The organism is Pseudomonas sp. 22490, assembly GCF_052044465.1.
Taxonomy (GTDB): Bacteria; Pseudomonadota; Gammaproteobacteria; order Pseudomonadales; family Pseudomonadaceae; genus Pseudomonas; species Pseudomonas aeruginosa.
The window spans coordinates 378,365-390,903 of record NZ_JBQENS010000002.1; the positions used below are offsets into that span (position 1 = coordinate 378,365).

The following is a 12,539-nucleotide window of genomic DNA, read 5'->3' on the forward strand; positions in this document are numbered from 1 at the left end:
CGCAAAACCTCAACAATAACAACTGCTTGACTGCATGGAATTCAGCATGACCAGCGCGATAGCCATCGAGCGGATCTGCATGGAATTCGGTACCCCCGGCCAAGGCCTGAAGGCCCTTGACGATGTGTCCCTGGATATCCACGCCAACGAATTCTTCACCCTCCTCGGCCCTTCCGGCTGCGGCAAGACCACCCTCCTCCGCCTCATCGCCGGCTTCGAACAGCCCAGTTCCGGCAGCATCCGCCTCTATGGCGAACACATGGAAGGCCTGCCGCCGTTCCGCCGCCCGGTCAACACGGTGTTCCAGAGTTATGCGCTGTTCCCGCACATGAGCGTCGCCGACAACATCGGCTTCGGCCTGGAGATGCAGGGCCGCCCGCGCAGCGAGATCGACGCCACCGTGAGCCGCATGCTCGACCTGGTGAAGCTGCCGGAGGTCGGCAAGCGCCGCGCCGACCAGTTGTCCGGTGGCCAGCAGCAACGCATCGCCCTGGCCCGCGCGCTGGCCAGCCGGCCCAAGGTGCTGCTGCTCGACGAGTCGCTGTCGGCGCTGGACCTGAAGCTGCGCAAGGAAATGCAGATCGAGCTGAAGCGCCTGCAGCACGAGACCGGGATCACCTTCATCTTCGTCACCCACGACCAGGAGGAAGCGCTGACCATGTCCGACCGCATCGCGGTGATGAGCAAGGGCAAGGTGTTGCAGGTCGGCACGCCCAGCGACATCTACGAGGCGCCGCTGAACCGGGCGGTCGCCGACTTCATCGGCGAAACCAACTTCCTCGAGGGCCAGGCCGACGCCGACGGCGTGCGCCTGGCGGACGGCCAGCGGCTGGCCGCGACGACCCCGGGCAGCGGCGCTGTGACCTTGGCGATCCGCCCGGAGCGCACCGAACTGGCCGCCGACGGCCAGTTGGAAGGCGTGCTGGAAAACATCGTCTATGTCGGCACCGATACCGTCTACCACCTGAACGTGGCCGGACAGCCGGGCTTCCGCGTGCGCCAGCAGAACCGCGACGGCGCACGCTGCCCGCACAGTCCGGGGGCGAAGGTGCGGGTGCGGATTCCCGCCGCCGCCATCCGGGTGCTCGCCGAATGAGCACCGCCGGCCGACCTACCGCGCAACAGTCGGCCGAACGCCGGCAGCTGCGTCGGCGCCTGCTGCTGAGCAGCCCGGCGATGCTGATGCTGGTGCTGTTCCTGGTGATCCCGCTGGGCATCATGTTCGCCGTGTCGATCCAGCAATCCGGCGACTACGGCGGAGTGAAATGGGGCCAGCACAGCCTGGAGGCCTACCTCAATTTCCTCTGGGAACGCGACCTGGACGACAGCCTGGTGTTCAACGCCGACTACCTGGGCATCTTCCAGCGCTCGTTCTGGCTGTCGCTGCTGACCACCCTCGGCTGCCTGGCGCTCGGCTTCCCCACCGCGCTGTACCTGGCGTTGCAACCGGAACGCCGGCGCAACCTGCTGCTGTTCCTGGTCACCGTGCCGTTCTGGACCAACCTGCTGGTGCGGGTCTACGCCTGGATCCTGCTGCTGCGCAACGGCGGGCTGGTGGACGCCGGCCTGCAAGGCATCGGCCTGACCGACACCGGGCTGGGGCTGCTCTATACCGACAACGCGGTGATCATCGGCCTCCTTTATACCTACCTGCCGTTCATGGTGCTGCCGATCTACAGCAGCCTGGAAAAGATGGACTGGCGCCTGGTGGAGGCGGCATTCGACCTCGGCGCCAACCGCTGGAAAGCGCTGCGCCGGGTGATCGTGCCGCTGGCGATGCCGGGGATAGTCGCCGGCTGCATCCTGGTATTCATCCCGGCCCTGGGCAGCTACATCATTCCGGAATTGCTCGGCGGCGGTAAGGCGCTGATGATCGGCAACCTGATCCAGCTGCAATTCGGTACCGCGCACAACTGGCCGTTCGGCGCCGCCCTTTCGTTCGCCCTGCTGGCCTTCGTCCTGCTGGCGATGCTGATCTACAACCTGCGCTTCCGGGCCAACGCCGGCGGAGGCCAGCCATGAACGGCCGCAATCCACTCTGGACCTTCAGCGGCGTGCGCCAGGCCGCCTGGCTGTTCTTCGCCTTCCTCTACATCCCGATCCTGGTGCTGGTAGTGCTCAGCTTCAACAGCGGCCAGTCGGCGACGCTCTGGGAGAGCTTCAGCCTGAAATGGTATGCGGTGGTGGCCAACGATCCGGAAATCCTCCGCGCGGCGAAGAACTCGCTGCTCGTCGCCACCCTCGCCACCCTGGCCTCGACCGTCCTGGCCACCCTCGCCGCGCTGGGCATGCGCGGTCGCGCCTTCCGCGGGCAGACCCTGATGAACGGCGTTCTCGGCCTGCCGCTGCTGGTGCCGGAGATCGTCACTGCGGTGGCGACCCTGATGTTCTTCTCCTTCATCGGCCTGAAGCTGTCGTTGTTCACCATCCTCATCGCCCACATCGTGTTCTGCATCCCCTTCGCCTACCTGCCGATCCGCGCCCGCCTGGAGGGCCTGGACCCGCGCCTGGCGGAGGCCGCCGCCGACCTCTACGCCTCGCCGTGGAAGGCCTTCTGGAAAATCACCCTGCCGCTGCTGATGCCCGGCGTGCTGTCCGGGGCGATGCTCGCGTTCATCATCTCGATGGACGATTTCGTCATCACCTATTTCGTCGCCGGCGCCGGCGCAACCACCCTGCCGGTGTACATCTTCAGTTCCATCCGCATGGGCATATCCCCGAAGATCAATGCGATTTCCTCGATCATCCTCATGATTTCCATCGCCTTCGTCGCCCTGTCGTACTACCTCGGCCAACGCCGCCGCTGAGAACCTGCCTCCACGAAGAAAAAACAGAAGATCGCCAGGAGTCCATCATGACCTACCGCACACCGCTCACCCTGCTCTTCGCCGCCGGTCTAGCCCTGGGCGGCCAGGCTCGCGCCGAAGGCACCCTGCACTTCGCCAACTGGTCGGACTACTACCCGCCGGAGTTGCTGAAGAAGTTCGAGAAGGACACCGGGATCAAGGCCACCCTCGACGCCTACGACAGCAACGAGACGCTGCTGGCCAAGCTCAAGGCCGGTGGCGGCGCCTACGACGTGGTGGTGCCGTCGGACAGTTTCATAGAAATATTCGTCAAGGAGGGGCTGCTGCAAAAGCTCGACAAGAGCCAGTTGCCGAGCCTGGGCAATCTGAAGGAAAACTTCCGGACCCTTGGCTTCGATCCCGGCCACGACTACAGCATTCCCTATCTCTGGGGCACCACCGGCTACAGCTACGATACGGCGAAGGTGCCGGGCGGCAGGCTGGAAGAAAGCTGGAAGCCGTTCTTCGAACCACCAGCCGAGCTGAAAGGCAAGGTGGTGGCTCTGAACTCCATCGAGGAACTGTTCATTCCCGCCACCTACTACCTCGGCATCGACGAATGCACCGAGGACGCCAGGGAAGCGCAGAAGGTCCTCGACCTGCTGCTCAGGCAAAAGCCGGCGCTGGCCATGTACAACAGCGACGGCACCATCGAGCGCATGGCCGCCGGCGAGGTCGCCATGCACCAGCAGTGGAACGGCGCCTTCCACCGCGCCCACGCCCAACGCGCCAGCCTCGAATACGTCTATCCGAAGGAAGGCATCCGGCTGTTCATCGACAACTTCGCGATTCCGCGCGACGCCAGCAACGTCAAGGAAGCCCACGTCTTCATCGACTGGATGATGCGCCCGGAGAACATCGCCGCCGCCTCCAACTTCGCCAAGTACAACAACGCCATCGTCGGCTCGGAGAAATTCATGGAGAAAGCACTGTTCGACGACCCGGCGATCAACACCCCGCAGGACAAGCTCGACCGCCTGAAGCCGTTCAAGCTCTGCTCGCCGAAAGCCCTGGCGTTGCGCAGCAAGGTCTGGACCAAGCTTAAGAAATGATCGACGCGGCGCTGGCGGCCAGCTCGCGCCAGCGCTGGCCGGCCAACCAGTTTGGCCATCTCGATCCCTTTTTGACCGTCTACAGGGTTCTCCCCGGCGAAACCGGATTGCTAGAGTCGAACCGCGCCCTCCTCGAGGGGTCGCCCGGAGCCGCGGAAACGGCGCCGGCAGAGCCCAAGGGAACCTCGCGACCGCGAGCTAGAAATCCAACAAGAACGCTTCCTGAGAACGCCATGAACACTATCGACGCCCCAACGCCCGTGCCCGCACACGCCGCGCGCCCTCTCGTCACTGCCATTTCCACCGACCCGACGGAAACCCCAGCGGTTTTCCACTAGCCCGTCCATTCACCCGGCGCAGGAAAGGTCCGCCCAAGCGGCCGCCTGCGGGATCGATACGGCATTTCGCGAGGAGCGGAACATGGCCAGCGAACGCAACAACGGCATCCTCATCGGCGGCAAGCGCCCCGAGTACGTCCACAGCGCCCAGGGCACCGGCCTGCGGCGCATCCTCGGGCTTCCCGCCCTGGTCTTCTTCGGGCTGGTCTACATGGTTCCGCTGACCATGTTCACCACCTACGGGGTAGTCACCGAGATCACCGGCGGTCGCACCGCCAGCGCCTACCTGATCACCCTGGCGGCGATGCTCTTCACCGCCTTTTCCTACAGCTTCATGGTGAAGAAATATCCCATCGCCGGCTCGGCCTATTCCTATACCAGCCTCAGCTTCGGCCCCTGCGTCGGCTTCCTCGCCGGCTGGTCGCTGCTGCTCGACTACCTGTTCCTGCCGATGATCAACTACCTGCTCATCGGCCTGTTCCTCAACATCGCCTTCCCGATGGTGCCGGCCTGGGTCTTCGTGCTCGCGGCGATCGGCCTGGTCACCGTGCTCAATGTGATCGGCATCAGCTCGGTGGCCGGCATGAGCAACGTGATCGTCGGCGCCCAGTTCGTCTTCGCCGTGGTGTTCGTCGCCATGGCGGTCAAGCACCTGGCCGGCATCCCCTCGCTGGACCTGAGCCTGCCCTTCGTCGGCGACGGCAGCCAGCCGGGCTTCGCCCCGTTGATGGCCGGCGCGGCGGTGCTGTGCCTGTCGTTCCTCGGCTTCGACGCGGTCTCGACCCTGGCCGAGGAAACCCGCGACCCGCAACGCGACATCCCGCGCGCCATCGTCATCACCACGGTCGGCGCCGGCCTGCTGTTCACCGTGCTGGCGGTCTTCAGCCAACTGGTGTTCCCCGGCAGCGTATTCCAGGACGCCGAGTCGGCGGCCAACGAAGTGATGCTGGCGGCCGGCGGCAAGTTCCTCGCCAGCTTCTTCACCGCCGCCTACGTCGCCGGCGCCGCCGGCTCGGCGCTGGCCTCGCAGGCCTCGGTGTCGCGCATCCTCTACAGCATGGGCCGCGACGGCATCCTGCCGCGGCGCGTGTTCGGCAGCCTCTCGGAGCGCTTCAAGACGCCAGTGATCGCGATCCTGGTGGTCTCGGTGATTTCCCTGCTGGCGGTGGTCATCGATCTCACCACCCTGGCCTCGATGATCAGCTTCGGCGCGCTGGTGGCGTTCTCCGCGGTGAACCTGGCGGTGATCCGCAGCTACCTGCTGCTCGACGGCCGCCGCGCCCCGCGCGACCTGCTGCGCTACGGGCTGGTGCCGGCCATCGGCCTGGGCCTGACCCTGTGGCTGTGGACCAGCCTCTCGGCGCTGACCCTGGTGATCGGCCTGACCTGGTTCGCCGCCGGCCTCGCCTACCTGGCGTTGCATACCGGCGGTTTCCGCCGCAAGGCGCCGACCGTGACCTTCTCCGAACAGAACTGAGCCCGGGAGCCCGACATGCTGACCATCTACAGCGACGACCATCGCCTGCACCACGGCCGGCACGAACTGATCGGCGGCCAGTTCACCCCCTGCTTCGAAAAACCCAGCCGCGCCGACATGGTCCTCGACCGCGTGAAGGCCGTCGGCCTCGGCGAAGTCCGCGCACCGCGCGACTTCGGCCTGGAACCGATCCGCCGGGTGCACAGCGAGGGTTTCGTGCGTTTCCTGCAGAACGCCTGGCAGGACTGGCTGGCCACCGGCCGCAGCCACGACATGCTGCCGATCGCCTGGCCGACCCGGCGCCTGCGGCAGACGGAGCCGGACAACATCGACGGTCGCCTCGGCTACTACTCCTTCGACGCCGGCGCGCCGATCACCGCCGGGACCTGGCAGGCGATCACCAGTTCGGCCAACGTCGCCCTCAGCGGCCAGTCCGAACTCGCCAACGGCGCGCGCTCGGTATTTTCGCTCTGTCGCCCGCCGGGCCACCACGCCGCGGCCGACTACATGGGCGGCTATTGCTTCTTCAACAATGCCGCCATCGCCGCCCAGGCCTTCCTCGACCGGGGCGCCGGGCGGGTGGCGATCCTCGACGTCGACTACCACCATGGCAACGGCACCCAGGACATCTTCTACGACCGCGCCGATGTGCTGTTCACCTCGATCCACGGCGATCCGCGCTTCGAATACCCCTATTTCCTCGGCTACGCCGACGAGAAGGGCAACGGCGTCGGCACCGGCTACAACTTCAACTACCCACTGGCGGCCGGCAGCGACTGGGCGACCTGGAGCCAGGCGCTGCAGGCGGCGATCCGGCAGATCCAGGCCTATGCGGCGGACGTCCTGATCGTTTCCCTGGGGGTGGATACCTTCAAGGAGGACCCGATTTCCCAGTTCCGCCTGGACAGCCCCGACTACCTGCGCATGGGCGAAGCCATCGGCAAGCTCGGCCTGGCCACGCTGTTCGTGATGGAGGGAGGCTACGCGGTGGAGGAAATCGGGATCAACGCGGTGAACGTGCTACAGGGTTTCGAAGGGGTTCACCGGTAAGCCCGCCCGCAACTTCGCCCGTTCGGAACGCGAAACGGCCCGCCTCTCTTCCGGGAGGCGGGCCGTTTCGATTCAGGGCCTTACTTGATCACTTCGACGAACTCGACGTCGATCTCGCGGCCGACCAGGTCGCGGTCGACTTCGCCGGTCAGCTTGACCCGGGTCTTGTCGTTGATTTCCATCGGCGGGAAGTCTTCGTCGTCGATCTCCACCTTCATGCTGCCGGTGGCATCGCGGAACTCGTAGATGTCGCCCTTGATGCGCTTGACGATGGTGCCCTGGAGGACCACCGGGGTGTCGTCGGCGGCTTCCAGCGCGGCCTTCACCGTGGTGGTGGTCGGGGTAGCGCCCGGGCCGGTATAGCCGGCGGCCAGGGTGACGGTGGAGAACAGGCCGATGGCAGCGATGAGGGGCAGGTGACGAAGTTTCATGGGTAACGCCTCGTAGTTGGTTTCGATGGGTCCAGGCTACGAAGCCTTGCTGAAACCAGGCTTAATCGGCGCTTAAGCGAAGCTTAATCGGCGTCGCTGGTGGCCAGGCGCTCGCCGCTCTTCTTGCGGAACACGTAGAACAGGTTCGGCTCGCTGACCATGTAGATCGTGCCCTCGTCGTCGATGGCCACCCCTTCGGCGCGCGGGATCTTGCTGTCCAGGCCGTTGAAGCCGCCGAGCAGGCTGATGAAGCTGACCGGCTCGCCCTTCTCGTCCAGCTCCAGCAGCAGATGCGATTCGGCCGACAGCACCAGGGTATGGCCGGTACGCGGGTCGACGCTGAGGGCCGAGACGTTGCGCATGTACAGGTCGTCGCTCGGTAGCGCGGTCATCGCCCCGCTCAGGCTCGGCCCGCCGTCGCTCTTCCAGCTGAACAGGGTCATCGGATCGCGCTCCTTGCTCAGCAACAGACGCTGCTGGCGCGGATCCCAGGCGATGCCCTCGAAGCCCTTGTTCTTCTTGCCGATATTGCCCAGCGGGAATTCGGCCAGGCTCTTGGTGCTCAGCTCGGCGGTCTGCGGGTCGACATGGAAGATGGTCAGGGTATTGCGGCGCTCGTCGGTCACCGCGACGTTGCCGTTCTCCAGCACCGCCACGCCTTCGGGATTGCTCAGGCCGAGCAGCGGGATGGTGCGCAGCACGTCGCCGGTGAGCGACAGCTCCACCAGCAGCGGCCGCTTGCCGGTAACGGTGAACAGGGTCCTGGTTGCCGGGTTGTAGGCCAGGTCCGAGGTTTCTTCCTCCTCCAGGCCCTGCAACGGCTTGGCGTCGATCACCACCCGATAGCCCGGCAGCCAGATGCTTTCGTCGCGCTGCTGCTGGCTGGCCTGGCTTTCCTTCCACCAAAGGCCGGCGCGATCGTCCCAATGCATGACGATGGTCAGCACCACGCCGACGAGCACGACGAACGCCGGCAGCAGCCAGCGGAAACGGGGAAGCTTGGAGGCAAGGGACATGGGCGAGGCTCGACTGTTTGGCCAGGTGTTTTCTTGGGCGTCGCCATGAAAGGGCATTGCCCCCGGCCTGTCAATCGAAGCGTCGGCCAGCCGACCGACAGTCGCTTCCGCTGCCGGCGCTAGGGAAGTCGGCCGCCCCCCGCGGCCGCAGCGGTTCAGAGCACGCGGGTCTCGAAACGGCTGGCGCCCGGCAATTCGAGCAGCAACTCGTCGCCGCTGTTCAGCGGCCCGACCCCGGACGGCGTGCCGGTCAGCACCACATCGCCGGCCTGTAGCGAGAAATGCCCGGCGATGTGCTGGATCAGCGGCACGATCGGATTGAGCATGTCGCGGCTGTTGCCGTCCTGGCGTACCTCGCCGTTGATGGTCAGGCGGATGCCGATGTCGGTCGGGTCGGGGAACTGGTCGGCGTTCACGAACGGCGACAGCACGCCGGCGCCATCGAAGCTCTTTGCCAGCTCCCAGGGCAGGCCCTTTTCCTTCAGCTTCGCCTGGACCTCGCGCAAGGTCAGGTCCAGCGCCGGCGCATAGCCGGAGATCGCGTCGAGGACCTCCTCGCGGTTCGGCTTGCGCGACAGCGGCTTGCCGATCAGCACGGCGATTTCCGCCTCGTAGTGTACCGAGCCGCGCTCCTGCGGCAGGCTCAGCCCGCCGCTCACCGGCACCACGCAGGAGCCGGGCTTGATGAACAGCAGCGGCTCGGTGGGAACCGGGTTGTTCAGTTCCTTGGCGTGTTCGGCGTAGTTGCGCCCGACGCAGACCAGCTTGCCCAGGGGGAAGTGGATCGGGGTGCCGTCGATATATTGATGCTGGTAACTCATTTACCGACTCCTGAACGGGTGGAAAGGCATCCGTGGCGCCCGCCACAGACGAGAAGGGCCGGATGACCGGCCCTCTGCGTTGCGAAACCTGCTACTCGGCGAAGATCTTGCCGGGATTCATGATCCCGTTGGGGTCGAACACCGCCTTCAGTGCCTTCATATAGGCAATTTCGGTTTCCGAGCGGGTGTAGGTCAAGTAGTCGCGCTTGGTCATGCCCACGCCATGCTCGGCGGAAATCGAGCCGTTGTACTTCTCGACGGTCTCGAACACCCACTTGTTGACGGTCGCGCACTTGGCGAAGAACTCGTCCTTGCCGAGGTTTTCCGGCTTGAGGATGTTCAGGTGCAGGTTGCCGTCGCCGATGTGGCCGAACCACACCACCTCGAAGTCCGGGTAGTTGGCCTCGACGATGGCGTCGATGTCCTTGAGGAAGGCGGGCACCCGGGAAACCGTGACCGAGATGTCGTTCTTGTACGGCGTCCAGTGGGAGATGGTCTCGGAGATGTACTCGCGCAGCTTCCACAGGTTCTGCAACTGCTGCTCGCTCTGGCTCATCACCCCGTCCAGCACCCAGCCCTGCTCGACGCAGTGCTCGAAGGTGGCCAGCGCCTCGTTGGCGACTTCCTCGGTGGTCGCCTCGAACTCCAGCAGGGCGTAGAACGGGCAGTCGGTCTCGAACGCCCGTGGTACATCGCCACGGGCCAGGACCTTGGCCAGGGCCTTGTCGGAGAAGAACTCGAAGGCGGTCAGGTCGAGCTTGCTCTGGAAGGCATGCAGCACCGGCATGATCGAGTCGAAGTCGGGCGTGCCGAGGACCATAGCGGTGAGGTTCTTCGGCGTGCGCTCCAGGCGCATGGTCGCCTCGACCACGAAGCCCAGGGTGCCTTCGGCGCCGATGAACAGCTGGCGCATGTCGTAGCCGGTGGCGTTCTTGATCAGGTCCTTGTTCAGCTCGAGCAGGTCGCCCTTGCCGGTGACGACCTTCATCCCGGCCACCCAGTTACGGGTCATGCCGTAGCGAATGACCTTGATCCCGCCGGCATTGGTGCCGATATTGCCGCCGATCTGGCTGGAACCGGAAGAAGCGAAGTCAACCGGGTAGTACAGGCCGTTTTCCTCGGCGAAGGTCTGCAGTTGCTTGGTAACCACGCCCGGCTGGCAGACTACGGTGCGGTCGAAGGCATTGAAGTCGAGTATCCGGTTCATGTAGTCGAAGGCCACCACGACTTCGCCGTTGGCCGCCACGGCCGCGGCGGAGAGCCCGGTACGACCGCCCGACGGGACCAGACCGACCTTGTGCTGGTTGGCCCAGCGGACGATCGCCTGGACCTGCTCGACGCTCTTGGGGAACACGATGGCCAGCGGCGCAGGGGCGAAATGCTTGGTCCAGTCCTTGCCGTAGGCGTCCAGGGAGGCGGCGTCGTCGAGCAGCTTGCCAGGCTCGACCAGGGGCTTGAGCGATTCGATCAGGGCTTCGCGGGTCATTCGGGAACTCTCAAATGATTCATGGTCGTCCTGAGAACAACTCAGGTCGCAACCGGGCAAGGAAAAGGGAGAACATGCTAGCATACGCCCCCCGCGCTTAGTGCCTCTGGGCGCCGAGTTGCGGGTGCCGGCCAGCGCCGGCCGGACCCGCTTCGCGCAGTTCGCTTTCCAGCCACTTCCTCCGGGACAACAGGTTTACGCAGATGAGCAAGACCTCTCTCGACAAGAGCAAGATCAAGTTCCTTCTTCTCGAAGGTGTCCACCAGAACGCCGTGGACACGCTGAAGGCCGCCGGCTACACCAACATCGAGTACCTCAAGACCGCGCTTTCCGGCGACGAGCTGAAGGAAAGGATCGCCGATGCGCACTTCATCGGCATTCGCTCCCGCACCCAGCTGACCGAAGAGGTCTTCGACTGCGCGAAGAAACTGATCGCGGTCGGCTGCTTCTGCATCGGCACCAACCAGGTCGACCTCAACGCCGCCCGCGAACGCGGTATCGCCGTGTTCAACGCGCCCTACTCGAACACCCGCTCTGTGGCTGAGCTGGTACTGGCCGAGGCGATCCTGCTGCTGCGCGGCATCCCGGAAAAGAACGCCTCCTGCCATCGCGGCGGCTGGATCAAGAGCGCGGCGAATTCCTTCGAGATCCGTGGCAAGAAGCTCGGCATCGTCGGCTACGGCTCGATCGGCACCCAGCTCTCGGTACTCGCCGAGGCCCTGGGCATGCAGGTGTTCTTCTACGACACCGTGACCAAGCTGCCGCTGGGCAACGCGGTGCAGATCGGCAGCCTGCACGAGCTGCTGGGCATGTCCGACATCGTCTCGCTGCACGTTCCCGAACTGCCCTCCACCCAGTGGATGATCGGCGAGAAGGAAATCCGCGCGATGAAGAAGGGCGGCATCCTGATCAACGCCGCGCGCGGCACAGTGGTCGAGCTGGACCACCTGGCCGCCGCGATCAAGGACGAGCACCTGATCGGCGCCGCCATCGACGTGTTCCCGGTCGAGCCGAAATCCAACGACGAGGAATTCGCCAGCCCGCTGCGTGGCCTGGACCGGGTGATCCTGACCCCGCACATCGGCGGCTCCACCGCCGAGGCACAGGCCAACATCGGCCTGGAAGTGGCGGAGAAGCTGGTCAAGTACAGCGACAACGGCACCTCGGTGTCCTCGGTCAACTTCCCCGAAGTGGCCCTGCCGTCGCACCCAGGCAAGCACCGCCTGCTGCACATCCACGCCAACATCCCCGGCGTGATGAGCGAGATCAACAAGGTCTTCGCCGACAACGGCATCAACGTTTCCGGCCAGTACCTGCAAACCAACGAGAAGGTCGGCTACGTAGTGATCGACGTCGATGCCGAGTACTCGGACCTGGCCCTGGAGAAACTCCAGCAGGTCAACGGTACCATCCGTAGCCGCGTGCTGTTCTAAGGCAGCGTCCGGCGGAAAGGAAAAAGGAGGCCCAGCGGCCTCCTTTTTTCGTTTCCGTCACTTGACGGTAACGGTGATCTTCTCCGACTCCACGGTCGGCTCCAGCGGCACGTGGTTCTTGTCGCCCACCAGCAGTTGCAGGGTGTGCTTGCCCGGCGGCAGGGTGATCTCGGTTTCGGTCTGGCCCTTGCCGAAGTGGCGGATGTTGTCGGTCATCGGCAGCGGCAGGTTCATCGCCGGCTGCTCCTTCAGGTCCACCAACAGGTGATGGTGGCCGGTATCCGGCATGTCGACGCCGGCCGGCGCCACGCCCATGCCTTTCAGGCCGAATTTCACGGTGAAGGTCTTGTCGACGGTTGCACCATCGGCCGGCGTGATGAAATACACTTTCGCCCCTTCGGGCGCCTTCGTCCGGGGCAGGTCGGCAGCCATCAGGCTGGCGGATGCGCCGAACATCAGGGCGGCTAGACCGAGGCAAGGCAATGTCACTCTCATGGGAGTCTCCTGTTTTCACTTCCGTTAGCACCCGGGAAACACCACTGGACGGAATTTCCCCGGCACTCTTCGTGCCTTCCGAATCAGGGAAAGG

12 protein-coding genes are annotated in these 12,539 nt (G+C 64.9%); 7 read left to right on the forward strand and 5 right to left on the reverse strand.

Going from position 1 to position 12,539, the window contains the following annotated elements:
• Positions 1-46: 46 nt before the first annotated feature.
• From ACTJJX_RS03925 to aphB, 6 genes are all read left to right on the forward strand, one after another.
• On the forward strand, positions 47-1,096 hold the full coding sequence (locus ACTJJX_RS03925) for an ABC transporter ATP-binding protein (protein ID WP_003112954.1): 1,050 nt from the start codon (positions 47-49) through the stop codon (positions 1,094-1,096).
• Positions 1,093-2,022 (forward strand): ABC transporter permease, encoded by a 930-nt coding sequence (locus tag ACTJJX_RS03930; RefSeq protein ID WP_003112953.1) that lies wholly within the window; start codon positions 1,093-1,095, stop codon positions 2,020-2,022. The genes ACTJJX_RS03925 and ACTJJX_RS03930 overlap by 4 nt, the downstream gene beginning before the upstream one ends.
• On the forward strand, positions 2,019-2,807 hold the full coding sequence (locus ACTJJX_RS03935) for an ABC transporter permease (protein ID WP_003112952.1): 789 nt from the start codon (positions 2,019-2,021) through the stop codon (positions 2,805-2,807). The genes ACTJJX_RS03930 and ACTJJX_RS03935 overlap by 4 nt, the downstream gene beginning before the upstream one ends.
• A gap of 47 nt (positions 2,808-2,854) precedes the next feature.
• Positions 2,855-3,898: an ABC transporter substrate-binding protein gene (locus ACTJJX_RS03940; RefSeq protein ID WP_003084365.1), complete on the forward strand. Its 1,044-nt coding sequence runs from the start codon at positions 2,855-2,857 to the stop codon at positions 3,896-3,898.
• Positions 3,899-4,318: 420 nt separating this feature from the next.
• Positions 4,319-5,713, forward strand: coding sequence for an APC family permease (locus ACTJJX_RS03945; RefSeq protein ID WP_003112951.1), 1,395 nt, complete (start codon positions 4,319-4,321; stop codon positions 5,711-5,713).
• Positions 5,714-5,728: 15 nt separating this feature from the next.
• Complete coding sequence (aphB, locus tag ACTJJX_RS03950) at positions 5,729-6,763, forward strand: acetylpolyamine amidohydrolase AphB (RefSeq protein WP_003110574.1); 1,035 nt, start codon at positions 5,729-5,731, stop codon at positions 6,761-6,763.
• 80 nt (positions 6,764-6,843) lie between these two features.
• On the opposite strand, the gene ACTJJX_RS03955 is transcribed toward aphB, so the two are convergent.
• The 4 genes from ACTJJX_RS03955 to ACTJJX_RS03970 form a co-directional block, all read right to left on the reverse strand.
• A complete protein-coding gene (locus tag ACTJJX_RS03955; RefSeq protein ID WP_003084357.1) occupies positions 6,844-7,194 on the reverse strand; it encodes a NirD/YgiW/YdeI family stress tolerance protein in 351 nt (116 codons plus the stop codon).
• 83 nt (positions 7,195-7,277) lie between these two features.
• Complete coding sequence (locus tag ACTJJX_RS03960) at positions 7,278-8,267, reverse strand: SdiA-regulated domain-containing protein (protein WP_003121726.1); 990 nt, start codon at positions 8,265-8,267, stop codon at positions 7,278-7,280.
• Positions 8,268-8,365: 98 nt separating this feature from the next.
• Positions 8,366-9,031, reverse strand: coding sequence for a fumarylacetoacetate hydrolase family protein (locus ACTJJX_RS03965; RefSeq protein ID WP_003110705.1), 666 nt, complete (start codon positions 9,029-9,031; stop codon positions 8,366-8,368).
• 91 nt (positions 9,032-9,122) lie between these two features.
• Positions 9,123-10,517, reverse strand: coding sequence for an FAD-binding oxidoreductase (locus tag ACTJJX_RS03970; protein WP_003112948.1), 1,395 nt, complete (start codon positions 10,515-10,517; stop codon positions 9,123-9,125).
• A 203-nt stretch (positions 10,518-10,720) separates the two neighbouring features.
• Between ACTJJX_RS03970 and serA the strand changes: the two genes are divergently transcribed.
• On the forward strand, positions 10,721-11,950 hold the full coding sequence (gene serA / locus ACTJJX_RS03975; protein ID WP_003112947.1) for a phosphoglycerate dehydrogenase: 1,230 nt from the start codon (positions 10,721-10,723) through the stop codon (positions 11,948-11,950).
• 57 nt (positions 11,951-12,007) lie between these two features.
• On the opposite strand, the gene ACTJJX_RS03980 is transcribed toward serA, so the two are convergent.
• Positions 12,008-12,445, reverse strand: coding sequence for a DUF4399 domain-containing protein (locus ACTJJX_RS03980; RefSeq protein WP_003084345.1), 438 nt, complete (start codon positions 12,443-12,445; stop codon positions 12,008-12,010).
• Positions 12,446-12,539 lie beyond the last annotated feature (94 nt).